This is a genomic window from Candidatus Poriferisocius sp. (assembly GCF_965214065.1).
Classification (GTDB): domain Bacteria; phylum Actinomycetota; class Acidimicrobiia; order Acidimicrobiales; family Bin134; genus Poriferisocius.
In genome coordinates, this window is record NZ_CBDCAT010000023.1 from 1 (window position 1) to 25,866 (window position 25,866).

At 67.8% G+C, this 25,866-nt stretch carries 26 protein-coding genes; 4 read left to right on the plus strand and 22 right to left on the minus strand.

What is annotated here, in order from left to right:
- From mltG to aspS, 6 genes are all read right to left on the minus strand, one after another.
- Positions 1-827 (minus strand): endolytic transglycosylase MltG (gene mltG, locus ACOOGG_RS01410; RefSeq protein WP_420431532.1); only part of this gene is annotated, 827 nt, incomplete at its 3' end.
- A gap of 34 nt (positions 828-861) precedes the next feature.
- On the minus strand, positions 862-1,296 hold the full coding sequence (gene ruvX / locus ACOOGG_RS01415) for a Holliday junction resolvase RuvX (RefSeq protein WP_420431534.1): 435 nt from the start codon (positions 1,294-1,296) through the stop codon (positions 862-864).
- Positions 1,296-3,872: an alanine--tRNA ligase gene (gene alaS, locus ACOOGG_RS01420; protein WP_420431536.1), complete on the minus strand. Its 2,577-nt coding sequence runs from the start codon at positions 3,870-3,872 to the stop codon at positions 1,296-1,298. The genes ruvX and alaS overlap by 1 nt, the downstream gene beginning before the upstream one ends.
- Before the next feature lie 10 nt (positions 3,873-3,882).
- Complete coding sequence (locus ACOOGG_RS01425) at positions 3,883-4,131, minus strand: hypothetical protein (protein WP_420431538.1); 249 nt, start codon at positions 4,129-4,131, stop codon at positions 3,883-3,885.
- On the minus strand, positions 4,131-4,382 hold the full coding sequence (locus ACOOGG_RS01430) for a hypothetical protein (protein ID WP_420431540.1): 252 nt from the start codon (positions 4,380-4,382) through the stop codon (positions 4,131-4,133). Before ACOOGG_RS01430 ends, ACOOGG_RS01425 begins: the two co-directional genes overlap by 1 nt.
- Before the next feature lie 46 nt (positions 4,383-4,428).
- Positions 4,429-6,168, minus strand: a complete 1,740-nt coding sequence (gene aspS, locus ACOOGG_RS01435; protein ID WP_420431542.1) for an aspartate--tRNA ligase — start codon at positions 6,166-6,168, stop codon at positions 4,429-4,431.
- 269 nt (positions 6,169-6,437) lie between these two features.
- On the opposite strand from aspS, the gene ACOOGG_RS01440 reads away from it, so the two are divergent.
- Positions 6,438-7,259 carry an MBL fold metallo-hydrolase gene (locus ACOOGG_RS01440; protein ID WP_420431544.1) on the plus strand — a complete coding sequence of 274 codons (822 nt, stop codon included), beginning with the start codon at positions 6,438-6,440 and terminating at the stop codon, positions 7,257-7,259.
- A 29-nt stretch (positions 7,260-7,288) separates the two neighbouring features.
- On the opposite strand, the gene hisS is transcribed toward ACOOGG_RS01440, so the two are convergent.
- The 8 genes from hisS to queA are packed head-to-tail and all read right to left on the minus strand — an operon-like array spanning position 7,289 to position 16,447.
- Positions 7,289-8,542: a histidine--tRNA ligase gene (hisS, locus tag ACOOGG_RS01445; protein WP_420431757.1), complete on the minus strand. Its 1,254-nt coding sequence runs from the start codon at positions 8,540-8,542 to the stop codon at positions 7,289-7,291.
- Positions 8,543-8,553: 11 nt separating this feature from the next.
- The gene (locus tag ACOOGG_RS01450; protein WP_420431546.1) at positions 8,554-10,767 is read right to left on the minus strand and encodes a RelA/SpoT family protein; all 2,214 of its coding nucleotides are present in this window, start codon (positions 10,765-10,767) and stop codon (positions 8,554-8,556) included.
- Positions 10,764-11,315, minus strand: a complete 552-nt coding sequence (locus ACOOGG_RS01455) for an adenine phosphoribosyltransferase (RefSeq protein ID WP_420431759.1) — start codon at positions 11,313-11,315, stop codon at positions 10,764-10,766. The genes ACOOGG_RS01450 and ACOOGG_RS01455 overlap by 4 nt, the downstream gene beginning before the upstream one ends.
- Before the next feature lie 21 nt (positions 11,316-11,336).
- Positions 11,337-12,440, minus strand: coding sequence for a protein translocase subunit SecF (secF, locus tag ACOOGG_RS01460; RefSeq protein WP_420431548.1), 1,104 nt, complete (start codon positions 12,438-12,440; stop codon positions 11,337-11,339).
- Positions 12,437-13,945 carry a protein translocase subunit SecD gene (secD, locus tag ACOOGG_RS01465; protein WP_420431550.1) on the minus strand — a complete coding sequence of 503 codons (1,509 nt, stop codon included), beginning with the start codon at positions 13,943-13,945 and terminating at the stop codon, positions 12,437-12,439. The genes secF and secD overlap by 4 nt, the downstream gene beginning before the upstream one ends.
- Before the next feature lie 18 nt (positions 13,946-13,963).
- A complete protein-coding gene (gene yajC, locus ACOOGG_RS01470; RefSeq protein WP_420431552.1) occupies positions 13,964-14,251 on the minus strand; it encodes a preprotein translocase subunit YajC in 288 nt (95 codons plus the stop codon).
- Between the two features lie 55 nt (positions 14,252-14,306).
- Positions 14,307-15,446 (minus strand): tRNA guanosine(34) transglycosylase Tgt, encoded by a 1,140-nt coding sequence (tgt, locus tag ACOOGG_RS01475; protein ID WP_420431554.1) that lies wholly within the window; start codon positions 15,444-15,446, stop codon positions 14,307-14,309.
- Positions 15,443-16,447, minus strand: a complete 1,005-nt coding sequence (gene queA, locus ACOOGG_RS01480) for a tRNA preQ1(34) S-adenosylmethionine ribosyltransferase-isomerase QueA (RefSeq protein ID WP_420431556.1) — start codon at positions 16,445-16,447, stop codon at positions 15,443-15,445. Before queA ends, tgt begins: the two co-directional genes overlap by 4 nt.
- 68 nt (positions 16,448-16,515) lie before the next feature.
- On the opposite strand from queA, the gene ruvC reads away from it, so the two are divergent.
- From ruvC to ruvB, 3 genes are read left to right on the plus strand one after another with little or no spacing between them, the layout of a single operon-like run.
- The gene (gene ruvC, locus ACOOGG_RS01485) at positions 16,516-17,013 is read left to right on the plus strand and encodes a crossover junction endodeoxyribonuclease RuvC (protein WP_420431558.1); all 498 of its coding nucleotides are present in this window, start codon (positions 16,516-16,518) and stop codon (positions 17,011-17,013) included.
- Positions 17,010-17,612, plus strand: coding sequence for a Holliday junction branch migration protein RuvA (gene ruvA / locus ACOOGG_RS01490; protein ID WP_420431560.1), 603 nt, complete (start codon positions 17,010-17,012; stop codon positions 17,610-17,612). Before ruvC ends, ruvA begins: the two co-directional genes overlap by 4 nt.
- Positions 17,613-17,619: 7 nt before the next feature.
- A complete protein-coding gene (gene ruvB / locus ACOOGG_RS01495; protein WP_420431562.1) occupies positions 17,620-18,654 on the plus strand; it encodes a Holliday junction branch migration DNA helicase RuvB in 1,035 nt (344 codons plus the stop codon).
- 1 nt (position 18,655) lies between these two features.
- On the opposite strand, the gene ACOOGG_RS01500 is transcribed toward ruvB, so the two are convergent.
- The 8 genes from ACOOGG_RS01500 to ACOOGG_RS01535 all read right to left on the minus strand — a co-directional run bounded on the left by ACOOGG_RS01500 (position 18,656) and on the right by ACOOGG_RS01535 (position 25,864).
- A complete protein-coding gene (locus ACOOGG_RS01500; RefSeq protein WP_420431564.1) occupies positions 18,656-19,405 on the minus strand; it encodes a YebC/PmpR family DNA-binding transcriptional regulator in 750 nt (249 codons plus the stop codon).
- 9 nt (positions 19,406-19,414) lie between these two features.
- Positions 19,415-19,981 (minus strand): pyridoxal 5'-phosphate synthase glutaminase subunit PdxT, encoded by a 567-nt coding sequence (pdxT, locus tag ACOOGG_RS01505; protein WP_420431566.1) that lies wholly within the window; start codon positions 19,979-19,981, stop codon positions 19,415-19,417.
- 54 nt (positions 19,982-20,035) lie between these two features.
- On the minus strand, positions 20,036-20,935 hold the full coding sequence (pdxS, locus tag ACOOGG_RS01510; protein ID WP_420431568.1) for a pyridoxal 5'-phosphate synthase lyase subunit PdxS: 900 nt from the start codon (positions 20,933-20,935) through the stop codon (positions 20,036-20,038).
- A gap of 61 nt (positions 20,936-20,996) precedes the next feature.
- Entirely contained in the window at positions 20,997-22,319 is a 1,323-nt protein-coding gene (locus tag ACOOGG_RS01515; RefSeq protein WP_420431570.1) for a DUF3048 domain-containing protein, read from the minus strand.
- Positions 22,320-22,384: 65 nt separating this feature from the next.
- The gene (locus tag ACOOGG_RS01520; RefSeq protein WP_420431572.1) at positions 22,385-23,140 is read right to left on the minus strand and encodes a M48 family metalloprotease; all 756 of its coding nucleotides are present in this window, start codon (positions 23,138-23,140) and stop codon (positions 22,385-22,387) included.
- Complete coding sequence (locus ACOOGG_RS01525) at positions 23,137-24,258, minus strand: glycosyltransferase family 4 protein (RefSeq protein ID WP_420431574.1); 1,122 nt, start codon at positions 24,256-24,258, stop codon at positions 23,137-23,139. The genes ACOOGG_RS01520 and ACOOGG_RS01525 overlap by 4 nt, the downstream gene beginning before the upstream one ends.
- Positions 24,255-25,274 carry a phosphatidylinositol mannoside acyltransferase gene (locus ACOOGG_RS01530; RefSeq protein WP_420431576.1) on the minus strand — a complete coding sequence of 340 codons (1,020 nt, stop codon included), beginning with the start codon at positions 25,272-25,274 and terminating at the stop codon, positions 24,255-24,257. The genes ACOOGG_RS01525 and ACOOGG_RS01530 overlap by 4 nt, the downstream gene beginning before the upstream one ends.
- Complete coding sequence (locus ACOOGG_RS01535; protein ID WP_420431578.1) at positions 25,271-25,864, minus strand: CDP-alcohol phosphatidyltransferase family protein; 594 nt, start codon at positions 25,862-25,864, stop codon at positions 25,271-25,273. Before ACOOGG_RS01535 ends, ACOOGG_RS01530 begins: the two co-directional genes overlap by 4 nt.
- Positions 25,865-25,866: the final 2 nt, after the last annotated feature.

Genomic DNA, 25,866 nt, shown 5'->3' on the forward strand with positions numbered 1-25,866 from the left:
TAGCGCACCGCGGCGTCGATCTGGAGCGGCATGTTCTGGCCCAATCGGTTGTAGATTACCCGGGCGATCTTGGCCCGGTCTTCTTCGATGAGGGCCTCCTTTTCGATCAGAGAGGCCACGATGACGGCTTCGTACGGGCTTATCCCCACCGTGTCGGGGGCGGCATCCAAACCCACTTCGGCGGCCACCGTGTCGAACTGATTGATCATGCGGACGACAAGGGCGGCTTCGTCTCCGGCGGTAGCCGAATCGAGCAGGTAGGTGTCGGGGAAGAGCATCCCCTCCAATGTGCTGGTCGGCGGCTGGAAGTCGGACCTCAAGGGCGGGAAGGCCATTGCCCGGGCCAGCTCATCGGCGTCGAAAGTGGGAAGCTGAGCCAACATCTGGCTTTGCATCTGGGCCAGCGTGAGGCCCTCGGGCACCAGCACCCTCAAGTCTTGTTCCACAGGTCCGGAGGAGGGACCGGCCAACAGCACGTCTTTGGCCCGCCATACCGACATGTTCTCGTTCAATAGGTAGGTGCCGGCCTGGAAGTCGCCGGCGTCCTTGTAGCGCAGGTAGTAGCGAAACACCGTGGAGTTGGCCACCACGCCGCCGTCTTCAAGGATGCGGGCGATGTCGTTGATGGACGCGCCCTGGGGGATGTTGACCACCAGTTCTGGGCCCTCGTCGCCGGGCGGGTCGAGGCGATCGTCGATCCAGCCCTTGATCACCAGCCCGGCGATCAGCATGACCACGCCCAATGAGGCCAAGATTATGGCCACCCGGGTGAGGGTGGAGGTCCGGCGGGGCAACCAGTCCCAGTCTTGGGGATCTTCGTCGGTCATGAGAAGTCCATCCGACCCTGGAAGGCGCCGCCGGTCATGGCTGCGAATCCCGTCTGGTCGCATCCAGCCATCCCTGGAGGATTACCGACGCGGCCACCATGTCGACCCGCTTGCGGCGAGCTTTTCCGCTGAGGCCCGACTCGGCCAGGGCCCGCTCGGCGATGACGGTGGTCAGCCGCTCGTCGTGGGTCAGCACCGGGACATCCAGTGCGGCCTTGAGCTGCTCGGCCTCGCTCTCGGCGCCGCGGGCGGCTACACCGGACGTGCCGTCCAGCGACAGGGGCAGGCCCACCACCACCACCTCGGCCTCGTATTCGGCCACCAGCTCGGCGATCTGGCGGTGGTCGCCCTTGGCGCTGCCCGAGCGCTCGATCACGGTCAGCGGGGTGGCCAGCCGTCCCTCGCCGTCGGATACGGCCACGCCGATGCGGCGCTCACCGAGGTCGATGCCCAGTGCCCTCGCAGCCATCAGCTCCCGATGCCAGCAGCTACCCGCACCTGGCTCAGAGCCTCCTCCAAGCGCGACGGGTCACGGCCCCCGGCGATGGCCAGCTTGGCGTCTCGGCCTCCGCCGCCGCCGATGGTGGCTGCCGCCTCGGCGATCAGCTCGCCGGCGTGCAGGTCGCAGTCGGCGGTGGCCGCGGCCACCAGGGCCGCGCCCCCGCCCTCGGGGGCGGCCCCCAGCACCACCGCGGCCACGTCGGGCCGGTCTCGGGTGGCGATGGCCAGGTCGCGCAGCTGGCCTCGGTCGACGCCCTCAACCAGCGCCACCACCACCCCGTCGACGGCCTGCTGGGCCAATACCGCCGACTGGTCCGATGAGGCCGCTTGGCGCAGCTCGGCTAGCTCGGCCCGGAGGCTCTTTATCTCGGCCATGCGCTTGTCGGCCCCGGCCAGCAGCTGTTCGGCGGGGACGCCCAGGCGCTCGGCAGTCTGGGCCACCACCCGCTCCTGCTCGGTGAGCATCTCCACCGGCCGGGTGCCGGTCACCGCCTCGATGCGGCGGATGTTGGCCCCTATCGATCCTTCCGACACGATCTTCACCGGGCCGATGTCGCCCAGGGCCCGCACGTGGGTGCCGCCGCACAGCTCGATGGAGTGCGGGCCGGCTTCCAGCACCCTCACCCTCTCGCCGTACTTGTCGCCGAAGAAGGCGATGGCCCCGGCTTCGGTGGCCTCGGCCATTGACGTCTCGTAGTTGCGGGTCGGGGGGTTGTCCAAGATGTCGGCGTTGGCCAGCCGCTCGATCTTGTCGATCTGGTCGGCGCCGACGGCTTCGAAGTGGGTGAAGTCGAAGCGCAGCCGATCGTCGGCCACCAGCGAGCCCTGCTGCTTGACGTGGTCGCCCAGCACCTCTTTCAACGCCCAGTGCAGCAGATGGGTGGCGGTGTGGTTGCGCCGGATGGCGGCCCGTCGGTCGGCGTTGATGGCCGCGATCACCGTCTGGCCCACGGAGATCTCGCCGTCGATCTCCGTGGCGTGATGCAAGTGCAGCTCGGGCACCACATAGGTGGTGTCGGTTATCCGGGCTGAGCCGGTGGGAGAGGTGATGGTTCCGGTGTCGCCCACCTGGCCGCCGGCCTCGGCATAGAACGGGGTCCGGTCCAAGATGATGCCGTCATCGGTGACGGCCAACACCACGGCCTCGGCGGTGTCGAAGTCGCGGCCGGTGAACTCGGTGGGGCCGTGCTCGGAGACCAGGGCAAAATAGGCCGAGACATCGGCCGAAGTTGCGTGCCGGGCATCGAAGTCCTCCCGGGCCCGGGAGCGCTGGCCCTCCATGAGCTGGTCGAAGCCGGCCCGGTCCACGGCCACGTCTTGCTCGCGGGCCGTCTCTTCGGTGACCTCGAACGGGAAACCGTAGGTGTCGTGCAAAAGGAAGGCCAGATCCCCAGACAGCGCCTCGCCCTCGCCGAGATGGTCGATGGCATCGTCGAGGATCTGCGATCCCTGGGCCAGGGTCGACCGGAAGCCCTCCTCTTCTCGGGCCACCACGTCCCGTACGAAGCTGCGGTTGGCGGCGATGTCGGGGTAGTCGTGGCCCATGATGTCGACCACTTTGTCCACCAGCTTGGGGGTGACGACCTCGGTGACTCCGAGCAGGTAGGCCCGGCGGATGGCCCGGCGCATGATGCGGCGCAGAACGTAGCCCCGGTCCTCGTTGGAGGGGAACACCCCGTCGGATATGAGGAAGGTCATGGTGCGGGCGTGCTCGGCCAGAATCCGCAGGGTGAGGTCGCTGTGGTCGGCTGCCCCCAGCTTCACCCCGGTCACCGCGCTGGCCTCCCCGACCAGCTCGGCCATCTCGTCGATGTCGAACACCGACTCCACCCCCTGGATCAGCGTGAGGATGCGCTCTAGCCCGGCCCCGGTGTCGATGCTGGGCTTGGGCAGCGGGACCAGGCCGTCGGGTTGTTGGTCGAACTGCATGAACACCAGGTTCCAGAACTCCAGGAACCGCTCGTCGCCCCCGTGGGCCGGACCGCCGTCGCCGCCGAACTCCGGGCCCTTGTCGAAGAAGATCTCCGAGCAGGGGCCGCACGGACCGGTGTCGGCCATGCGCCAGTAGTTGTCCTCGTCCATCCGCTGGATGCGGTCGGGGGCCACTCCGGCGGCGTCCCGCCAGATCTCGGCGGCCTCGTCATCGGAGAGGTGGACGGTGATCCACAGCCGGTCGGGATCGAACCCCAGGCCCTCGGTGACGAACTCCCACGCCCAGCCGATGGCCTCTTCTTTGAAGTAGTCGCCGAAGCTGAAATTGCCCAGCATCTCGAAGAAGGTGAGATGGCGGCGGGTGCGCCCGATCTCGTCGAGGTCGTTGTGCTTGCCCCCGGCTCGCACGCATTTCTGGACGGTGACCGCCCGGCGATGGGGGGCGGCCTCCTCGCCCAAAAAGTAGGGCTTGAACGGCACCATGCCGGCCACGGTGAACAAAACCGTGGGGTCGCGGGGTATCAGGCTGGCCGACGGCAAAACGGCGTGGTCCCGCTCGCCGAAGAAGGAGGTGAACGCGGTGCGGATCTCCTGGGCTCGCTTGGGGGTCACGCTGCCGCCTTCACCGGCCGGGGGGATCCTCGAGTGCCCGGCGGGCGATCTCGGCCCGGTAGCGCCGGACCGCGGCGGTGCCCTCGGCCAGCGCCGCTCGGGCCTCGGAAACGGCCGCTTTGGCCCGCGCACCGGCGTCGGTGCCCGGTGGTCTGGGGGCCGGTCGCCGGGTGGCCTGGCGCAGCTTGCGGCGCACGTAGGAGGCCCCGGTCGCGCCGGCGCCCACCCCGGCGGCAAACCATACGAGTCGCTTGGCCATCAGTCGGTCTCGCTCCCGGGTTTGTCGTTTCGGCGGCCCATCATATGCTGGCGAATCTCCTTTTCGGCACCGTGTTCAGAGGGATGGTAGTAGCGGCGATCCTCAAAGCGGTCGGGGCGATATTGCTGGCTCACCCAGCCCTGGGGATCATCATGAGGATACACGTAGCCCGCGCTGTGCCCTAGACCGGCCGCCCCCTGATAGTGAGCATCGCGCAGGTGGGCGGGCACCTCGCCGCTGCCGGTGCTCATGGTCGTCGCTCATTGCCACCTGGCCCGGCTGCTGCGCTCCATCCGCTTACCTGGCGGAGGCAGGGGGTGGAAGAACGCGCAGGCCGAGCTCGTCGAGGTGGCGGTCGGCAATCGGGGTGGGCGAGTTGGACAGCGGGTCGGCGCCCGACTGGGTCTTGGGGAAGGCGATCACCTCGCGGATGTTCTCCTCGCCGGCCAAGATGGCCACCAACCGGTCGATGCCGAAGGCGAATCCGGCGTGGGGCGGGGCGCCGTATCGGAAGGCATCCAGCAAAAAGCCGAACCGCTCCTCGGCCTCGGAGTCTTCGATGCCCAGGGCTCGAAATACGGCCCGCTGGATGTCGGGGCGGTGGATCCGCACGCTTCCCGAGCCCAGCTCCCAGCCATTGAGCACCAAGTCGTAGGCCTGAGAGCGAACCTCAAGCAGGTCTTCCCCCGAGCCGCCCAGCAGCCCCACGTCGTCGGGGTGGGGCATGGTGAACGGGTGGTGGGCTGATATCGGCCGGCCCTGATCATCGATTGACTCGAACAGCGGGAACTCAGTGACCCAAATGAAATTCAGCCCGCCCTCGGTGATGGGCGGTCGGCCCAGCTCCAAGCGGAGCAGGCCGAGAACGTCGCGCACCTTCTGGCGGCGGTCGGCGATCAACAGCAACAAGTCGCCGGGCTCCGCGCCCATGGCCGGGCCGAGCGCAGCCTGCTCGTCTGCGGACATGAACTTGGTCAATGCGCCGTCGAGGGCGCCGTCGTCGCCCACCCGGAACCAGGCCAGCCCCTTGGCCCCCCATTGCTGGCACTTGCGGGTGAGCTCGTCGATGGCGTTGCGCCCCAAGCTCTGACCGCCCCCCTTGTGGTTTATGCCCTTGACGCATTCCACCTGGAACACCTTGGCCTCGGTGCCCTCGAACAGCCCGGTCAGCTCGACCAGCTCCATGGCGAAGCGCACGTCGGGCTTGTCGGAGCCGTAGCGTTCCATGGCCTCGGTCCAGGTCATGTTGATCGGCTCGGCGGGGCGGGCGCCGGTAACCGCTTCCACCGCGGCGGCCACCGCCTCGGTGATAAAGGCCATCACGTCGTCTTGGCTTGCGAAGCTGGCCTCGGCGTCGAGCTGCATGAACTCGAACTGCCGGTCGGCGCGGAGGTCTTCGTCGCGCAGGCAGCGGGCGATCTGGTAGTAGCGGTCGAGCCCGCCCACCATGCAAAGCTGCTTGAAGATCTGCGGCGACTGGGGCAGGGCGTAGAACCGGCCGGGGTGCAGGCGCGATGGCACCACGAAGTCGCGGGCTCCCTCGGGGGTGGATGCCACCAGCATCGGGGTCTCGATCTCGGTGAAGCGCTGAGCCTCCATTGAGCGGCGGATGGCGCTGTTCACCTTCGCCCGCAGCTCGAGGTTGCGCTGGAGGCGCTCGCCTCGCAGGTCGACGTAGCGGTAGCGCAGGCGCACGCTCTCGTCCACCTCGGTGCGGGAGTGCAGCGGGAATGGCGGAGGCTCGGCCGTTGAGAGAACCTCAACCCCGCAATCGCCGATCTCCACCTCGCCCGTGGCCAGCTTGGGGTTGGCCGTGTCTTCGGGGCGGGCCCGCACGGTGCCGGTGACCCGCACCACATACTCCGAGCGCAGATCGTGGCGCTCGTCAACCACGCACTGGATCACCCCGGTGCGATCCCGCAGGTCGATGAACGCCAAGTGCTCCCCGTGCTCTCGGCGCCGATCCACCCAGCCACAAACCGACACCTCCCGCCCAATGTCATCGGCCCGCAACTCGCCGCAATAGTCAGTTCTCATGGCGCGATTCGCCCACAGCTGCAAATCCGGTTCTGTCTCATGGGGTCCATCTCATCCCTTCGAGCGCTTGGCGCAAAACATGCACGATCACCGATGCTACCGCCGCCATGTGAGTGCTCCCCATCCCCCCGGCCATCCCAAACCCCACCACCCGGTGGGGCGCCCCCTTCTGATTGGAGCGCATGGCGCGGATTGGGGACTTGCCGACTACTTCGGCAACGGAGCCAGTAACTTTTGGGCGGGTGGCTGCGCACCGCTGAGGAGGGGCCATGGACATTGTTTTGACTGGGACCGGCAACCCGGTGCCCGACGCTGATAGGGCTGGGCCGTCCACCCTGGTCAAGGCGGGTGGCACCCACATCTTGGTGGACGCCGGTCGGGGGGTGGTGATGCGAATGGCCGGCGCAGGGTCGCTGCCCGGCCTGCTCAGCGCCGTGCTTATCACCCACTTGCACAGCGACCACATCTGCGCTCTCAACGATGTGATCACCACCCACTGGGTAATGGCCCAGGGCAACAGTGCCCTTGCCATCTATGGGCCTCCGGGCACCGCGCAGTTCGTCGACCGGCAGATCCACGCGCTCGAAGCCGACATCGGCTACCGGATCGAGCACCACGAGGCGCTCACCAAAGGCCCTCAGGTTGAGGTAACCGAGCTCGCCCCCGGCGATGCCTTCGCCGTCAAAGACGTGGCCGTCACCACCGCGGCCACCGACCACGCGCCGGTGCGGCCCACCATCGGCTACCGCCTCGAGCACGAAGGGTCGACGGCGGCCATCGTGGGCGACACCCTGCCCTGTCCGGGCGTGGACGCCCTGGCGTCAGGGGCCGACGCCTATGTCCAAACGGTGATCCGCCAAGACCTGATCCGGCCCATCCCCATAGACATGATCCAAGACATCCTCGACTACCACTCAGGAGTGGCGGAGGCGGCTCAAACCGCGGCCCGAGTCGGCGCCAAGCGGCTGGTGTTGACGCACATGGCTCCCGGCCCTTCGCCCGATCAGTATCCGGAATGGGTAGCAATGGCAGCCGAGCACTTCGCCGGCGAGATCATCATCGGCGACGACCTGACCTCTGTGTCTATCTGACCGCGGGGACTCTTGCCTCCGAAGCAGCTTCACTCGCTCTCCAGCCTGGCGGCCACTTCGGCAACGACGTCGGCCCTAGCTACCGCAATTTGGCCCGCTCCCGAGCGCAGGTCGCGCAAAGTGACCGTGCCCGCGGCCATCTCGTCTGGCCCCACCAGGAGGGCGAACCGGGCCTCTGAGCGATCGGCCACCTTCATCTGGGCCTTCATTGAGCGGGCGTCGAAGGCCCGGTCGGCCGACATCCCGTTGCGGCGCAACTCGAAGGTGAGATCACGCCCGGTGTCACCGCCAGCCACGTCGACCACGAACACGTCCACCCCCCTGGCGGTTTCGGTGAGGGCGTCCTCGGCGTCGGCGGCCAGCAGGATGCGCTCGATGCCCGCGCCGAACCCCACGCCCGGGGCGGGCTTGCCGCCCAGTGCTTCGGCCAGCCCGTCGTAGCGCCCGCCGCCTCCCACCGCGTTCTGAGCCGAGGTCAATGAACCAGCGGCGAACTCCCAAGTGGAGTGGGTGTAGTAGTCAAGCCCCCGCACCAGCCGGGGGTCGATCTCATAGGCCACTCCGAGGGCGTCCAACCCGGCTTGCACCCGGTCGAAGTGGGCCGCGGCCTCGTCTGAGAGGCAGTCGATAATCAGGGGAGCGTCGGCCACCACCGCCACAGTGCGCTCCCGTTTGGAGTCCAGAACCCGCAGCGGATGGTTGACGGCGTTCGCCCGATCGGCCTCGTCCAGCTCCCCCAACCTCCGGTCCAGCCAGACGGCCAACTGCTCTGCGTAGGCCTGGCGGTCGCCGGGGCTGCCCATGGAGTTGAGCCGCAGCGACAAACGGCTCAACCCGATGGCCCGATAGAAATCGTGCTGGAGGCCGATGACCTCCACGTCTAGGTCGGGGTCGGCCGAGCCGATGGCCTCGGCCCCAACCTGATGGTGCTGGCGGAACCGCCCTGCCTGGGGCTCCTCGTAGCGAAAGCACGGGGTGAGGTACCACACCTTCCACGGCACGGTGGGCCGATGCTGGTTGAACGCCCGGACCACCGACGCAGTGCCCTCGGGGCGCAAGGCCAGATGGCGGTCGCCCTTGTCTAAGAAGTCGTACATCTCCTTGCGCACCACCTCGGTGCCCTCGCCCAGGCGCTGGAACACCCCGATGTCCTCGAACATGGGATTCTGCACCAGCCCATAGCCAGCCTGTCCGAACACCTCGGCAAATGTCGCAACCAGCGCCTGCCAGCGGTCCGACTCCGGCGGCAGAATGTCGCGCGTCCCCTTCGGCGCCTGGAACATCTCAGCCACGACTACGAGCCAGTGGCGGTGGGGAGGACTCGGTAGGCGCTGTAGACCGAGTCGATGCCGCGGATGGTGCGGAGGAGGGCGTTGAGGTGGGTGCTGTCGATCAGCTCGAAGTCGAACCGCATAATAGAGATCTGGTCGGCGCCGGTACGGGTCTCGCAGGCCAGGATGTTAACCGAGCCGGTGGACAGGGCGTTGGCCACGTCTCGCAGCAGGCGGGTGCGGTCGAATGCCTTGACCTCGATGGTCACGCAGTAGGCGCCGATGCGCTCGGCACTCCAGTCCACGTCGATGAGGCGATTGCCCTGCTCGAACGACAGCGACACGGCGTTGGCGCACTCTGTGCGGTGGACCGACACCCCCCGGCCCCGGGTGACGAAGCCGATGATCTCGTCGGGGGGAACCGGCTTGCAGCATCGGGCCAGGTTGACCAGCACATCGTCGAGGCCTTCCACTTCCACCGGCTGATCGGTGCGGCGGGGCAGCGCCGACGGTGTGGGGGCGACCACCACATCGCCCTCCAAGTCCTCGTCAGCGGTAGGCTCCACCCGCAAGCCGGCCACCCGCTCAGCCACCGCCTGGGCTGACACATGGCGCTCGCCCACCGCGGCGAACAAGGTGTCGAGGTCGCGGTAGTTCATGTCCTGGGCCGCCTGCACCATCTCATCGCCCGACAGGATTTTGGCCACCGGAAGGCGCTCGCGGCGCAGGGCGGCGGCCACCGTGTCGCGGCCGGCCTTGATGGCGTCCTCTCGGCGGGCCTGGGCGAACCACTGGCGGATCTTGTTGCGGGCCCGGTGGGACGCCACCAACCCGAGCCAGTCGCGCGACGGCCCCTTGTCAGCCACCTTGGAGGTGAAGATCTCCACCATGTCGCCGGGCCGCAGCTCTCGGTCCAGCGGGACGAGCTGGCCGTTGACCCGGGCGCCGATGCAGGCGTGGCCCACCTCGGTATGGATGGAGTAGGCGAAGTCGATGGGTATCGCCCCCATGGGCAGCGATACCACTTCGCCTTTGGGGGTGAACACCTGCACCTCGTCGTGGTCGAGGTCGGTCTTGAGGTTGCTCAAGAACTCGGCGGCGTCGGAGGTTTCCTGCTGCCAGTCGATGATGCGGCTCAGCCAGGCCAGATCGTCGGTGGTGGCCCCCTCCTTGTAGTCCCAGTGGGCAGCCACCCCCTGCTCGGCTCGGGCGTGCATCTCGTTGGTGCGGAGTTGCACTTCCAGCGATTTACCCCCCGGCCCCACCACCGTGGTGTGAAGCGACTGATAGAGGTTGAACTTGGGCATGGCGATGTAGTCCTTGAACCGCCCCTGCACCGGCTTCCAGGTGGCGTGGATGGAGCCCAGCGCGGCGTAGCAGTCCCGCACCGAGTCGACGATTACCCGGATGCCCACCAAGTCGAAGATCTCGTCGAAGCTGCGCTCTTTGACCATCATCTTCTCGTAGATGCTCCAAAGGTGCTTGGGGCGGCCGGTGACCTGGGCTTGGATGCCCAGCTCGGCCAAGCGGGCGTCCACGCTGGACAGCACCTGGGTGAGGTACAAGTCGCGCTCTGGCGCCCGTGTGGCCACCATGCGGTCGATCTCGGCGTAGCGCTTGGGGTGGAGGGCGGCGAAGGCCAGGTCTTCGAGTTGGAGCTTCATGTCCTGCATCCCCAGGCGGTTGGCCAGCGGGGCGTAGATGTCCATGGTCTCGCGGGCCACCCGGTGCTGCTTGGCCAGCGGCAGCGCGGCCAGCGTGCGCATGTTGTGCAGCCGGTCGGACAGCTTGACCACCAGTACCCGCAGGTCCTTGGCGATGGCCACCAGCATCTTGCGCATGGAGGCGGCCTGCTCCTCCTCTTGGGTGTTGAACTTGAGCCGGTCCAGCCGGGTGACGCTGTCGACGATCGAAGCAACCTCGCCTCCGAAATGCTGCTCGACGTCGGCCAAGTCCATGGCGGTGTCCTCGATGGCGTCGTGCAGCAGAGCGGCGATGACCGACACGTCGTCCAGCCCCAGCTCGACCACGATATGGGCCACGGCCAGGGGGTGGGACACGTAGGGCTCGCCGGATTTGCGAGCCTGCCCGGCGTGGGCCTCCTCGGCCAGGCGATAGGCCATCTCGACGCGTTCCGCCGTGTCGTTGGGGTGGCGCTCGAGGTAGGCGTCGAGCAATAGGTCTACGTCGGGTTCGGGCTGATCCAACCAGGGCGATGTGCGCTCTGTCAGCGTCATCCGTCACCCCCGAAGCACAACAGCGAGATCACCGGACAGTCGGCGTCTATTTCTATTTTCTCCCGACCGCTCAGAAAGCCCAACTCTATTAGGAAGCCCACGCCGGCCACCGCCGCGCCCCCGGAACTGACGAGCTCCACCGCGGCGGCTGCCGTGCCCCCCGTGGCCAGCACATCATCGACGATGAGCGCTCGCTGGCCGGGGGACAAAGCGTCGGTATGGGCCTCCAAAGAAGCGGTGCCGTACTCCAGCTGATAATCGACCGTCCGAGTGTCGTAGGGCAGCTTTCCCGGTTTGCGAACGGGCACGAATCCGAGTCCGAGGCGGTAGGCCACCGCCGCTCCCAGGATGAACCCCCGGGCTTCGACGCCCACTACGCGGTCTGCCGGGGTGTCGCTGAAGCGGTCGGCGAGCTCGTCAGCCGCCCACCGGAACGCTTCGGCATCGTCGAGCAGCGGGGTGATGTCCTTGAACAGGATCCCTGGTGTGGGGAAATCAGGGACATCCCTGATAAGGCTCGCAGGCCAGCCGGACTCCACTGTCCCAATCCTACCCGTGAGCCCGGTGGGCTACCGCCGCTTGCGCTTTCGGGGGCGTGGGGGGATGACCGTTCCGGTGGGTGGGGGCCGGCGGGACGCTCCGTCAGCAGGGGGCGCCGCCTGCCGCGAGGGCGGCCCGACCGCCACGTCCTCGACATTGTGCACCGTGGTGCCGCGGGACTGTGCCCGGGCCTCGAGGCGGTCGCGCAGCTCGGTGAACTCAGGCTGGCGCTCCTTCAACCAGGCCGCGGCCGGCGCGGCCACGAACAGCGACGAATAGGTTCCCACCAAAAGGCCGATTAGCAGGGCCACGGCGAACTCGGCCAAGGTCACCGCACCCAGCACCAGCGTGCCGATGATCAGCATCGACAGCACCGGCAATACTGATGTGATGGTGGTGTTCACCGACCGCAGGAGAACGGTGTTGAGCGCCGAGTTCATGATCCGGGTGTAGGTGGCCCGCCCGACCAGGGCCGAGCGGCGCTGGTAGTCGCGGTTCTTGTCGAACACCACCAAGGTGTCGTACAAGGAGTAGCCCATGATGGTGAGGAAGGCGATGACGGTGGCCGGAGTCACCTCGAACTGGAACAGGGCGTAGATGCCCACGGTGATGACTATGTCGTGGGCCACCGCCAGCAGAGCGGCCACGGCCATCCGCCACTCCAGCGTCAACGTGATGTAGATGGCCACCACGATGAAGAACACGATCAGCGCCCGAATGGCCTTGTCGGTGATCTCATCGCCCCACGAGGCGCTGATGGAATTGAAGCTGATGTCGTCGAGGCTCTGGCCGGTGAGGGTGGCCAGAGCCAGCGACACCTCGGCCACGCTGGAGGCGTCGGTGGCGTCCAACTCGGCCCTCACCCGCAGCACGTCGCCGCCCACAAACTGGATCTTGGCGTCAGCCTGGTCCACGCCTCTCAGGGCGTCGCGCACTTCCGCGGTGGACACATCGGGCGCCGAGGCCTCCCACACCGTGCCGCCCTCGAACTCGATGCCCAGATTGACACCCCGCACCAAAAGGGCCACGACGCTGATGAGGACCAAGGCGGCGGACACTTTCAGGGCGGTCTTCCACGCCTCGGGGAAGTCCACCTTGGTCTGGTTGCGCCACAGGCGCTGGAGGCGGCTCATGATGCCTCGACTCCCCCAGGCATGGCCTCTTCCCGAGTCGGTAGGCCGAGGCGGTGGGGATGGGCCATCAGGCTGGGAGACCGGGCCATCAACTGAGCGCAGGGCCGCAAGAAGAAGTAGGTGGCCACCAGGTCGAGCACCGAGGCCAGACCCAGCATTAGGGCGAAGCCCCGAACCGAGCCGGCCGAGAGCCAGTACAAGATGACCGCGGCGATGAGCGACGCGAAGTTGGCCCTGAAGATGGTCTGGAACGCCGCCGAGAAGGACTGCTCCAGCGACGACCGCAGCATGCGGCCGGTGGCCACGTCCTCTTTGAGGTGCTCGAAGTAGACCACGTTGGAGTCGAGCGACACGCCGATAGCCACGATGAGGCCGGTGACCCCGGCCAGCGTCAGCGCCAGATCCTGGGTTTCGCCCAGCCAGGCCACGATCACCCACAGCAGGGTGGCCGACACGCCCAGGCTCAGCATGGCGACCACGCCCAAGAGCCGGTACATGCCCACCATGTACAAGAACACCAGGGCCAGCCCGACGATGCCGGCGATGATTCCGGCCCGCAGGGAGTCGCCCCCGATGGTGGCCGAAACCGCCCGGCTGGTGCTGTCGCTCTGGGGGTCGGTGGGGTCTTGGAACTCGATGGGCAGGGCGCCGTAGCGCAGCACCAGGGCCAAGTCTTCGGCCTCTTCCTCGGAGAAGTTGCCGGAGATGATTCCGCTGCCCCCGAATCGGGCTTCGTTCACTACCGGGGCCGACTCCACCGTGCCGTCTACCACAATGGCAATCTGGGCGGTGCGGCAGAAATCGGATGGCGGGTTGCACGCGGCGGCAATTTCATCGAATTTGTCCGCGCCCTCGTCGCCCCCCTTCAGGTTGAATTCGACCACATACTCGTTGGTGAACCGGCTGTCGGCCCCGGATAGGCCCGCGCCGGTGAGCGAGGACGGTCCGAGCAGGTAGCGCCTCGATCCGTCTTTGTGGGGCAGGACCACAAAGCGGTCGAGAAGATCATCAGATGAACTGGTGGTAGGCAGGGCCGAGACGTCGATCCCCGTGGGGCACGGGGCCAAGCCCCGGTCGTCCAGCGCGGGGACGGGCAGCTCCGGGGGCGACTCGGCCTCTTCGCCAGAGGCGGGCACGGGGTCGAGCAGCGTGCACACCGGGCGGAAGCGCAGCTCGGCAGTTTGGCCCACGATGTCGATGGCCCGCTGCTGATCGCTGATGCCGGGAAGCTGGACCACCACCCGGTTGCCCTGGCGGGTCACGTCGGGCTCGGCCACGCCCAGCCCGTCGATGCGGTCGCGGATGATGTTGACCGCGACATCCAGATCGCCCTCGGTTATAGCCACCGGGCGGTCGGGGTCGTCGACCGGCACCAGCACCACCTCGACCCCGCCCTTGAGGTCGAGCCCGAGAAGCGGCCGGTTGCCCACGGCCAGCGAGGCCGCCAACAGCCCCGCGGCCGCGGCCACGATGAGGGCAAGGGAAACCAGCGATCGGCGGCTCATTGACGCTGGATGTGGGGGCTAGGAGCCAGCGTCGTCGCCATCGACGTCGATGTCGGAATACACGATCTTATTGGCGATGGTCTCGCGGCTGATCTTGATCTCGACACCGTCAGATATCTCAATGAATACGGTGCCGCCGTCGAAATCGGTGATCATCCCGTACAGGCCTGATGCGGTGATTACCTCGTCGCCCACCTCAAGAGAGTCGAGCAGGGCGCGCTGCTCGCGCGCTTTGCGCTGCTGGGGGCGCACCATGAAGAAGTACATGGCTACGAACATCAAAAGCAGAAGCGGGAGGATCTCCAAGGCTCTGAACTCTACCGGAAGTCCTAGCTGGGAGACGACTCGGCGGGGCGGGCCGTCACCGCCCTGGCTGCCCATCCGCGGAGGGGCGGGACCACGCCTCGGCTACCTGCTGGCGAAGCCGGTTTAGCGTGCCGGCGGCGATGGCATTTTGGGCGGCATCCATGAGGGCCAGCAGCCAGGCCACGTTGTGGAGGGTGAGCAGACGGGCGGCCGACGGCTCGTCCACGTTGAACAGGTGGCGGATATATGCCCGGGAGTATCGGGCGATCGGGCTGGCCGGAAACTGGGGGTCGACGGGGTGGTCGTCGGCGGCGAACGACGCGTTGGTGATGTTGATGCGGCCCTCGCCGGTGAGGGCCGTGCCGTGGCGGGCCAGCCGGGTGGGGAGCACGCAGTCGAACATGTCCACCCCCAGCGCCACGCACTCCACCAGCCCGACCGGGTCGCCCAGACCCATGAAGTAGCGGGGCTTGTCGGCGGGCAGCTGGGGGACGGTGGCGGCCAGCGCGGCCAACATCTGGTTTTGGGGCTCCCCCACCGACAGTCCGCCCACTGCGTAGCCGTCGAAGCCCACCTCGATGGTCCGCGCTGCGCTCTCGGCTCGCAAGTCGGGGTCCAAACCGCCCTGGACGATGCCGAATTGGCTGGCGCTGGCCTGGTGCCCGCTCTGCTCCAGGAAGCGGCGGCGGGCCCGGGCCGCCCAGGCGGCGGTGCGGTCCACGGCCTGGCGTTGGACGGGCGCGGGGGCATCGGCGGGCGGGCACACGTCGAAGGCCATCTGGATGTCGGATCCGAGCTGGAGCTGCACGTCCACCACCCGCTCGGCGGTGAAGCGATGGGTGGAGCCGTCGTAGGTGGATTGGAACGTGGCGCCGTCGTCGTCCACCTTGGGGTCGAGCGAGAACACCTGGTAACCCCCCGAGTCGGTGAGCACGTGGCCCGACCAGCCGGTAAATCCGTGGACGCCGCCCATGCGCTGCACCACCTCGGGGCCGGGCCTCATCATCAGGTGGTAGGTGTTGGCCAGCACCACCGGCGGGTTGAGGGCTTCGAGGTCGGCGGTGTCGAGGGTGCGGACTGCGGCCCGGGTGCCCACCGGCATGAAGCACGGGGTGGCGAAGGAGCCCCTCGGGGTGGTGATACGGCCGGTACGGGCCTGCCCGTCCCGGGCCAGCACATCGATTTGGAGGGTCACTGGCGGGGGCTTCTGGTGCAGAACATGGCGTCTCCCAACGACAGGAAACGGTAGTCCTCGGCCAGCGCGGCGGTGTAGAGGTCTCGCCAGCGGGGGCCGACGAACGCGGCCAGCAGGGCCAGGAGGCTGGACCGGGGTAGGTGGAAGTTGGTCAGCATGGCGTCCACCACCGCGAACCGGTGCCCCGGCTTGATGAACAGATCTGTTTGTGCGCAGGCCGATCCGGTGGCCGCGGCCGACTCCAGGGCTCGAACCACGGTGGTGCCCACCGCCACCACCCGCTCCGCTCGGACGCAGGCGGCCAGAGTGGCCTCGGGGATCTGATAAGACTCGGTGTGCATGGCGTGGTCGTCGAGGTTGTCCGCCATGACCGGGGTGAAGGTGGCCGTGCCCACGGCCAGCTCCAGTTCGCACACCTCAGCCCCGACGGCCCGGCAGCGGTCCAGCACCGCCTCGGTGAGGTGAAGTCCGGCGGTAGGGGCGGCGGTCGACACCGGCCGATCGGCATAGACCGTCTGATAGCGCTCGGTGTCGGCCAAATCCTCGGTGATGTAGGGGGGCAGTGGCACCTCCCCGATCCGGTCCATGAGCGCGGTGGGGTCGCCAGTGGGCCTCACCCAGCGCCGGCCGTCATCGCCGACCCGCTCCCCCACCTCCACCACCGGCTCCCCGCCCATCCACAGCTCAGTGCCTGGCGGTGCCCGGCGGCCAGGGCGTACTAGCGCACTCCACCAGCCGTCGTCGCCCGGTTCCAGCAGCAGCACCTCGACCCGGCCCCCGGTGGCCTTGCGGAGCCGCAGCCGGGCTGCCATGACCCGGCTGTTGTTCACCACCAGCACGTCGCCGGGGCTCAGCAACTCGGGCAAATCCCGAGTGAGTCGGTGCTCGGGCGGAGCAGACGGACCCTGGTCCACCAGCAGCCGAGAGCTGTCCCGGGGGTCGGCTGGCTGCTGGGCGATAGCGGCATCGGGCAGTTCATAATCCAACTCTGCGGTCCGCACGCCTTGTTTCTACCCGACTGGCGCGCTTATCCCGAAAACTGTCACCCCTGCCCGGTAGTTTGGGGCTGATGCTGGTGATGGGGATCGACCCCGGCTTGTCTCGCTGCGGCTATGGCGTGGTCCGCCAGAAGGGCCGCGTCACCGAGGCGGTGGCCGCCGGGATTATCCGCACCGACAAAGACGATCCCGTCCCGAAGCGGCTGTATGAGCTCCAAGTCGAGCTGGCCGAGCTGATGGACTCCTATCGCCCCGATGCAGTGGCCATCGAGCAGGTTCTGTTCCAGGTGAATGTGCGCACCGCCATGGGGGTGGGCCAGGCCAGCGGGGTGGCCATGGCCGCCGGCGTGGGGGCGGGCGCCGAGGTGTTCGAATACTCCCCCACCCAGATCAAGAAAGCCGTCACCGGCTGGGGCGGCGCCGACAAAGAGCAGATGGGGCGGATGGTGCAGACCCTGCTGGGCCTTCCCCAGCCGCTGAGGCCGGTGGACGCCGCCGACGCGGTGGCGGTGGCCCTCTGCCATCTGGCCCATGCTCCCGCCGCCTCCCGGATCCAGGCCGCGATGTGATCGGGCTGCTTCGGGGCACGCTGGCCCTGCGGGACCCCGACGAGGTGATCGTGGAGACCGCCGGCGTCGGCTATCGAGTGGCCGTCTCGCCCGACACGTCGGCCGAGCTGGGAGAGCTGGGCCACGAGGTGCTGCTGCACATCCACCACCACATCCGAGAAGACGCTCAGACCCTCTACGGGTTCGACACCCCCGAAAAGCGCCGGGTCTTCGAGGGGCTCATCTCGGCTCACGGCGTGGGGCCGGCGATGGGCATGGCCATCATGTCGGTATTCGGGCCCTCAGAGCTGGCCGGAATATTGGCCACCGACGACATCAACGCCTTGTGCCTGGTGCCCGGAGTGGGGAAGAAGACCGCGGCCCGCCTGCTGGTGGAGCTCAAATCACGACTCGACATCGGCGATGTGACCTCCGCGGTGGCATCGGGACAGCCGGCGGGCGACCAGCCGGTCGATGCCCGCAGCGTGGTCCGCCAGGCGCTGGGCGAGCTGGGCTACAGCGCCGAGGAGATCCGCGCCGCCATCGCCGCCCTGCCCCCGGGCGACGACTCCTCTGCCCTGCTAAAAGCAGCCCTCCGCCATCTGGCCTCCGGGGTGTGAGCCGGCCATGAGCGAGAGGGAGGAGCTGCTGGCGGGGACCCCGCTTCCCGAAGACGCCGCGGCCGAGCCCGGATTGCGGCCGGCCCGGCTGGACGAGTTCGTGGGCCAGGCGGAGCTGAAAGAGCACCTTCACATCATCTTGGGCGCGGCCCGGGCTCGGTCGCAGCCGGCCGATCATCTGCTGTTCGCCGGACCTCCGGGTTTGGGCAAGACCACGCTGGCCCACATCGTGGCCAAGGAGATGGACGCCGGACTTCACATCACCTCGGGCCCGGCGCTGGAGCGCGCCGGCGACCTGGCCGCCATCTTGTCCAAGCTGGAGGACGGCGATGTGCTGTTCATCGACGAGATCCATCGACTGCCCCGCATCGTCGAAGAGGTGATGTACCCGGCCATGGAGGATTTCAACGTCGACATCGTGCTGGGCAAGGGACCGGCGGCCCAGTCGGTCCGCCTAGATCTGGCCAAGTTCACCCTGGTGGGGGCCACCACCCGTACCGGCCTGATTACCGGACCCCTGCGGGACCGGTTCGGGCTGGTTTCGCGGCTCGACTACTACTCCGCCGCCGACTTGGAGGCCATCGTGGCCCGGGCGGCCGGGATCCTCGACATACGGGTCGACCAGGCCGGGGCCGCCGAAATCGCCGGACGGGCCCGGGGCACCCCGCGCATCGCCAACCGACTGCTGCGCCGGGTGCGCGACTACGCCGAGGTCCGGGCCGACGGCGTCATCGACCACGCCACCGCGGCCGCGGGTTTGAAGGTGTTCGGCGTGGACCCCGCCGGCCTCGACAAGATCGACCGGGCCATCCTGTCGGCCCTGTGCGAGCGGTTCGGGGGCGGTCCGGTGGGCCTGTCCACCCTCGCCATCAGCGTCAGCGAGCCGGCCGAGACGGTGGAAGACGTGTATGAGCCCTTCCTCATCCAACAAGGCCTTTTGATGCGCACCCCCCGAGGCCGAGTGGCCACCACCACCGCCTGGCATCACCTGGGCTTGGCCGCGCCCGCCAGCGCCGCAGACCAATCCAACCTGTTCGACTGAGTCAGCTGGCGGCGGCTTGGAGGATGTCGTCGGGGATGTCGAAGTTGGCGTAGACGTCTTGGACGTCGTCGTGGTCGTCGAGGGCGTCGATGAGGCGGAGCACGGCCCGGGCGGCTTCGGTGCTGTCGACGCCCACTACTGAGGTTGGCAGCATGGTGGAAGACGCTGACATGAAGGCGATTTCCACTTCAGCCAAGGCATCGCGCATGACCGAGAGGTCGGTGGGGTCGCAGGTGAGCCGCCAAGTGTCGCCCTCGTCGGCCAAGTCCTCGCCCCCGGCGTCGAGGGCGGCCATCATCAGCTCGTCCTCGTCCACGGATCGGTCCAAAATCACCACCCCTTTGCGCTCGAATTGCCAGGCCACCGCGCCGGGCTCGGCCAGCGACCCGCCGTTGCGGGTGAACAGCGTCCTCACCTCCGAGCTGGTGCGGTTGCGGTTGTCGGTGAGTGTCTCCACGTACAAAGCCACTCCGCCAGGGGCGTATCCCTCGTAGTAGACCGACTCGTAGGAGACCCCTTCCAGCTCGCCGGTGCCCCGCTTGATGGCCCGCTCGATGGTGTCCAAGGGCACCGAGTTGTCCCTGGCCTTCTGGAACATGGTGCGAAGCGTGGGGTTGGCGTCGATGTCGCCGCCTCCCTCGCGGGCGGCCACTTCCACTTGGCGGATGAGCTTGGCGAACAGCTTGCCCCGCCGCTTGTCGGCCGCACCCTTGCGGTGCTTGATGGTGGCCCACTTGGAGTGTCCTGACATCCGCTCTCCTTATTCCTGCTCCACAAACCAACGGTGGATTCGATCGTCGTCGGCCAACTCGGGATGGAACGACGAAACCACTGCCCCGCCTTGGCGGCACAGCACTGGCACCCCGTCCAATTCGGCCAGAACCTCCACCCCCGCGCCGGCTGACTCGACCACCGGGGCCCGGATGAACACGCCGGGGAAGGCCGAGTCCCAGCCTTGGACGGCGACCGGTGCGCTGAAAGAATCGGACTGGCGGCCGTAGCCGTTGCGCATCACCGTCACGTCGACGGCACCGAAACAACGCTGGCCGGGATAGCCATCCGCCACCTCTGCGGCCAGAAGGATCATCCCCGCGCAGGTCCCTAGCACCGGCAGGCCGTGGGCCAAGCGATCGGCCAGTGGGTCGGCCAATCCGTTGGCGTCCAGCAGCTTGGAGATAGCGGTGGATTCTCCGCCGGGAATGACCAGTCGGTCTACTTCGGCCAGTTCTTCGGGAGTGCGGACTTGGACCGCGGCCACTCCCAGCCGGTTCAGAACCCGCTCATGCAGGCCGAATGCGCCCTGAAGGGCCAAGACCCCGACCTTCACCCGGGGGCTCCAAGTCTCGGGGTGACGCTTCGGTCTGCTGCACGTTCAGCCTTGCTACCAGCCGCGGTCGGCCAGCCGGGTTTCGAGGCCGTCGATTTCCAGGCCGGGCATGGGCTCGCCCAAGCCGCGGCTGACCTTGGCCAAGATGTGGGCGTCGCGGTAGTTGGTGGCTGCCTCCACAATGGCCTTGGCCCGGGGCGCCGGGTCGGAGGACTTGAAGATCCCTGAGCCCACGAATACCGCCTCGGCCCCGAGTTGCATAACCAGCCCGGCATCAGCCGGCGTGGAGATGCCCCCGGCACAGAACATGGGAACCGGCAGCCAGCCGGTCTCGGCCACCTCCCGCACCAGCGGCAGCGGGGCCCGCAGTTGCTTGGCCCAGTCGAACAGCTCAGCGGAATCGGCCTGGGTGATCTTGCGGATGTCGCCGATGATCGAGCGGAGATGGCGAACGGCCTCCACGATGTTGCCGGTGCCAGCCTCGCCCTTGGACCGGATCATGCACGCCCCCTCGGAGAGGCGCCGCAGGGCCTCGCCTAGATTGGTGGCCCCGCACACGAACGGCACGGTGAACGCCCACTTGTCGATGTGATGGGCCTCATCGGCGGGGGTCAGCACCTCGCTCTCGTCGATGTAGTCCACATCGAGGGCTTCCAGAATCTGGGCCTCCACGAAGTGGCCGATGCGGGCCTTGGCCATGACCGGGATGGTGACCGCCTCTTGGATGCCGGTGATCATCTCGGGATCGCTCATCCGGGCCACCCCGCCGTCGCGGCGGATGTCGGCGGGAACCCGCTCCAACGCCATCACCGCAACCGCCCCGGCGTCCTCGGCCACCTTGGCCTGTTCGGGGGTCACCACGTCCATGATCACGCCGCCCTTGAGCATTTCGGCTAGTCCCCGCTTGACCAAAGCGGTCCCCGTCTCGCGGCCTGACATCGACTCAGCGGTCATGGCTGCATTCTATGGCTTCCGGCATTGAAAACGCGGTGTCGGTTTTCCGCATGGTCCCGAGCTATCGCTTCTTGAGCAGGTTCTCGGTGAAGTCTTCCACCATCACCAGGACATCTCCCCCCGGCAGGGCGATGAAGGTCTGGCCGGGAGTAAGCCGCACTGGATTGCCGTCGCCGTCGGTCACCTGCCACGGCTGGCTGGCCGACGGGCGGGTCCACTGGCCCCGGATCAGGTGGCCGTCGGTGAACACCAGGGCAACGCCACCATTGGCATCGACGGTGATGGCCTCAGGACTTCGGGGGTCGGCAGCGCTGCCGGTGTAGCGGGTTTGGAGTACCACCACGTTGGCCGGCGCCACCTGAACGGGGTCGATATCGGGATTGGGGGTTCCGTCGGGACGGCGGGGCTGGTCCACATGGGCGGTTCCGTCTTGCCAGCGGGCCCAGCCGTCCAGCTCCTCGTCCCAGGCGAACTGAGCCAGCAGACCGAGACCGCCGCTGCCGCTCAGATAGCGGATCTCCACGCCGGGCACCGGCTGAGCGCTTGACGGGAGGCTCTCCCCTGCTTGGCGGTACTCGAACAGCGGTTCGGGCGCTTCCAGATAGCTGGGGGCGGCATTCCAGATGGCTGAGGTGGTGGTGTACAGGTTCCACGGCGGCACTCGATCACCCACCCGCCAGTAGTCGCTGGGCAGGTTGTCCCAGCGCAGCTCATAGAGCTTGTTGTTGGCCTGGCCCTGGGAGATTTCCCGGAGCACGCCCGGATTGGCCCCGGAGTGGCCGTATATCGGCTGCCCGAAGTTGGCCAGGATGTCGGGATCAGAGCTGCGGGCCGACCGGACCGGGCCCAGAGGGATGGCCTCCTGGCTGTGGAAAACGGCCATCAGCCGGGTGATCCCCTCTACCCGGGCCTCGATGAGCACATCGGCCTGGTTGATGCCGGTCTGCGGACGGCCCACGCTGCTGGTGCCGATCTTCACCGCCAAAGCAGGCCGATCCATGATGGAGGGATTCTCCAGTGGCTCCCCGGTGAGCGGCGCGGCGGGGCTCGGTCGAGGGGTGGGGGTGGCCGGACCGGCATCGGGGGCGCCGTCTTCTCCCGGCCCCTGGGTTGCAGAAGGATCGGGTTCGGAGCCGTCGGATTCAGAGCCGGACGGTTCGGTGCCGTCGGGTTCGGAGCCGGACGGTTCGGTGCCGGACGGTTCGGTGCCGTCGGGTTCGGAGCCAGATGGGGCGGCGGTGGTCTCGCCTTGGACGTCCGTCGTCCCATCCCCGGTGGGTGCGCCTGTCGCCTCCGAGTCTGGCGCGGCGGTGCTTGTTCCCGCCGCCCCGTTGGCGGGGTCATCTTCGCTCGAACCGCCGCAGGCAGCGATCGCCAGAACCACGGCCAGCAGCGGGACAACTATTTTCAAGCGCCAAGAGGCGCGTCGAGCAGCGGACAGGCTTCCCATCAGAGTTCGTTCAGCGCAGCGATGCGGGCTTCCAGCCGGGGATGGCGGATGTAGTCGACGGTTCCCCAATCGGGCTCATCGATCCACATGTGCAACGCAGCCACTGTGGACGATGGTACTTGAGCGGTTTGGCCAGAAAGTGTCATCAGCGCAGACAGCAGACCAGGCGGATACCGAGTCAGCGATACCGCTTCGAAGTCGGCTTGAAGACTTCGGCCAGCCGGCAGTACCCGACTCATCACTCGGCGGCGCAACCAGCCAGCCGCCCCCAGCGGCCAGGCCAAGAGGATCCCGACCAGGGTTTCGAATGCGGCATCACCTCGGCGGATGCGGCACAGATGATGGGCCAGCAGTCCCTCCAAAGCGATGCGGTCGAGCTGTTCGACCGCGCCGGTGGTGACGACGATGGCGGCATGGGCGGGGGTGCGGGCCGCGGCGAGGGCATTGATGGAGTCGGATCGAATGACGCGCAGCTCGGGAGTGGGAATGCCGTGGTTCATGCACAGACCCTCCAGCACATTGGCGAGAATCTCCTCAGCCGCGCCGTCGGGGGTCTGGCTGCCGGTGAGGCGCAGCAGCAACCGCCAAGCGGTCAGGCGCAGCCCACCCACGACAGCCGCGCCCGCGACCACCGCGATGACGAGCGCGACAAGCCAGGGCAGACCCACAAGGGCGAGAGCTACCAGAACGACCGCCCCGGCAACCACGCCCAGCAAGCCGAGGGCAAAAGCGGATCTACGTGGTCCGGGGCTCACAATTCCCCCTTGTTCGGGCTGGTCTCGCGTTTCGGGGCTCGGACCCGGCGACGGGCGGCCAAATCGGCATAGATCTCGGCGTAGCGACCGGCCAGCTTGTCCATGGAGAACTGCTGGGCCCGGTCCAACCCCGATTCCACCAGGGAGCCCGCCGTGTCGGGGTCGAACAGCACTCGCTTGAGGGCTACGGCCAGTGCGGCGGCATTGCCGGGCTCTGAGAGCAGCGCGTCGCGTCCTGGTCGGGCCACGATGGCGTAGGCGTCCAGATCGGAGGCCACGATCGGAGTCCGGGCAGCCATGGCTTCCAGAAGTACTACCCCGAACGACTCGCCGAACAAAGACGGGGCGCAGAACACATCGGCGCCCTGGAGGCGGGCCTGCTTCTCCGCTTCGGAGATCCGGCCCAGCCACTCCACCCGGGGGTCGTTACCGGTCTGCGCCTTCAGGGCATCGGTTTCGGGGCCGTCGCCTCCCACCCACAGCTGCACCTCGGGCGGTAGGTGGTGAAGGGCTTCGATGAGGATGCCCAGCCCTTTGCGGGGTTCGTGGCGACCCACGAAGAAGATGGTGGGCTGTGATGTCTTAATCGGCTCGGCCGAGGGGGCCTCCAACTCCACGCCGTTGAACACCAGCTCGTATTCACCGCCCAGCTCCCCCTGGGCCAAGCGACGGGCGTCATCGGATACCGCGCAGCGATGGTCCAGGCGATTGGCCACTGCTCGTACTAAGGGGCGCAGATACTGGTAGGCGGTGCTGTGGCCGGCCCGGTGAAAGGTGCCCAGCAGCGGTGCCGACTTCATTACCGCGGCCGTGTTGGTGGGGCCGGGGGCTAGAGGCTCGTGGAGGTGGATCACGTCGAATTGCTCGTCGCGCAGCACCCGGATGGTGCGGAGCTGGGCCGGGGGGTCGGGGGCCAACGGGGCGATGGAGCCGTTGGCCGCGGTGGGCAGGCTGTTGCCCAGCGGCGTGACCGACTCGTCGGGGGGTGGACCGTCGCACGGCGCCAGCACCCGGGCTTCCACCCCCATCCGGCGCAGGGAGCGGGCCAGTCCCATGACCTGGCCTTGGACTCCGCCGGGGATGGTGAGGCTGTAGGGGCAAACAAGCCCGACCCTCATCGGGACACCTTCTGCTGGGCCGAGGGCTCATCTTGGCGGGGCTGGCGGTCGAGACCCCGGCGCTGTTGGCGGAACCTCGTGAGGGCTTCTTCGTCGCTCGCCCAGTTGGACTGCATGAGGTGCCACTGCTCGGGGGCGGCGCGGATCAGCTCTTCGAGGGCCAGCGCCAGGTCTTGGGTGACCCGGGTCACATCGGCCCGAAGGCGGCCCTGGCGCTCAGCGGGCACCGGGGGCATCACCACGCCCCGGTGGTTGGGGCCGTCTTGGTAGACCGCGGTGGGCAAAATCGCCGCTCCGGTGCGCAGGGCGAGCATGGCCGGGCCACCGGGCAGCAGTGTGCGCTCGCCGAAGAACTCCACCTCTACTCCCCCGCGGCCCACCTGTCGGTCGGCGAGCAGGCACACCACCTGCTTGGCCCGCAGCGACTTGATTAGCGCCGAGACAGCGTCCGGTCCCAGGGCCACGATGTCAATGCCCATGCGGCGGCGCTCCTCCACCATCCAGTCGAACAGCCGAGCCGGCTTGAGCGGCTCGACCACCGAGATCACCGGGTAGCCGGCGATGCGGGCCATCCACGTTCCGGCCCACTCCCAGCCACCGAGATGGGGTAGGGCCAAGATAGGGGCGGTGCCAGTGTCGATGGCCTCTTGGACATGGTGAAACCCCTGGTGGGTGAAACCGGCCGCCACTTCGGCGTCGTCCAAGTCGCCGATTCTGGCGCCGTCGTACCAATACCGGGCGTACGACTCGAACGACGCTTTCACGGCCTCGGCCAGGGCGTCGCCCTCTAGGTTTGGGCCGCAGACCCTCTGGAGGCGTCGCTCGGTGATGAAGCGGCGCTCGGGCAACAGCCGATATGCGGTGCGGCTGATGGCCCGGGTGAGTGCGGCGCCCACGGGCTGGGGCAGGCGGCGGGCCAAAGCGGCGCCGCTGCGGTACAACGCAACGTCGGACGACAGGCGGCGGGTTCTGGCCAACGGCGGTTGAGGAGCGGCCTGCTCGGCGGTGTCGGTCATAGCGAGGTAAGGGAACCGGCCTGGCGCCAGACCTTGGCGAATCGGAACAAGGCGGTGCCCGCGGTTAGGCCCAGCATGGCCCACAGTACGGGTATCAGTACAAAGCTGAAGGCCAGTCCGGCGCCCAGCACCACGAACCGCTCGGCCCGCTCCATGAGGCCGCCCTTGGCGTCGAGCCCCAGCGACTCGGCCTTAGCCCGCTGATAGGAGACCACCGAGGCCGTGGCCATGAGTGCCACCGGGAGCATGAATATCTGGCCGGGCTCGTTGGCGCCCAGGTACCAGGCCACCCCGCCGAACAAAAGGGCGTCGCAAACCCGGTCGCTGACTGAGTCGAAGAAGGCGCCCCGGTCCGAACTGGTGCCCGCCGCTTTGGCGATGGGTCCGTCGAGGGCGTCGGGAAGCCCGGTGAGGATCAAAAAGACCAGGCCTAAGATCAGATGGCCGCGGCCGATGACCACCGCGGCCACCGCGGCCATGGCGATGCCGAAGGCGGTAACCGCATCAGCGCTGATGCCCATCCGGCACAGGACGGAACCGATGGGATCAAGCCCTCGATTGACCGCCGAGCGCCAATTCCCGTCGAACATGT

Coding starts and splice junctions, on each gene's coding strand:
- ACOOGG_RS01500 (WP_420431564.1), bottom strand. CDS start 19,405: ATGTCAGGACACTCCAAGTGGGCCACCATCAAGCACCGCAAGGGTGCG.
- pdxS (WP_420431568.1), bottom strand. CDS start 20,935: ATGACCGCTGAGTCGATGTCAGGCCGCGAGACGGGGACCGCTTTGGTC.
- aspS (WP_420431542.1), bottom strand. CDS start 6,168: ATGAGAACTGACTATTGCGGCGAGTTGCGGGCCGATGACATTGGGCGG.
- ACOOGG_RS01425 (WP_420431538.1), bottom strand. CDS start 4,131: ATGGCCAAGCGACTCGTATGGTTTGCCGCCGGGGTGGGCGCCGGCGCG.
- secD (WP_420431550.1), bottom strand. CDS start 13,945: ATGAGCCGCCGATCGCTGGTTTCCCTTGCCCTCATCGTGGCCGCGGCC.
- ACOOGG_RS01535 (WP_420431578.1), bottom strand. CDS start 25,864: ATGTTCGACGGGAATTGGCGCTCGGCGGTCAATCGAGGGCTTGATCCC.
- ACOOGG_RS01530 (WP_420431576.1), bottom strand. CDS start 25,274: ATGACCGACACCGCCGAGCAGGCCGCTCCTCAACCGCCGTTGGCCAGA.
- ruvX (WP_420431534.1), bottom strand. CDS start 1,296: ATGGCTGCGAGGGCACTGGGCATCGACCTCGGTGAGCGCCGCATCGGC.
- ruvC (WP_420431558.1), top strand. CDS start 16,516: ATGCTGGTGATGGGGATCGACCCCGGCTTGTCTCGCTGCGGCTATGGC.
- secF (WP_420431548.1), bottom strand. CDS start 12,440: ATGAGCCGCCTCCAGCGCCTGTGGCGCAACCAGACCAAGGTGGACTTC.
- ACOOGG_RS01430 (WP_420431540.1), bottom strand. CDS start 4,382: ATGAGCACCGGCAGCGGCGAGGTGCCCGCCCACCTGCGCGATGCTCAC.
- ACOOGG_RS01440 (WP_420431544.1), top strand. CDS start 6,438: ATGGACATTGTTTTGACTGGGACCGGCAACCCGGTGCCCGACGCTGAT.
- ACOOGG_RS01450 (WP_420431546.1), bottom strand. CDS start 10,767: ATGACGCTGACAGAGCGCACATCGCCCTGGTTGGATCAGCCCGAACCC.
- hisS (WP_420431757.1), bottom strand. CDS start 8,542: ATGTTCCAGGCGCCGAAGGGGACGCGCGACATTCTGCCGCCGGAGTCG.
- ACOOGG_RS01525 (WP_420431574.1), bottom strand. CDS start 24,258: ATGAGGGTCGGGCTTGTTTGCCCCTACAGCCTCACCATCCCCGGCGGA.
- ruvB (WP_420431562.1), top strand. CDS start 17,620: ATGAGCGAGAGGGAGGAGCTGCTGGCGGGGACCCCGCTTCCCGAAGAC.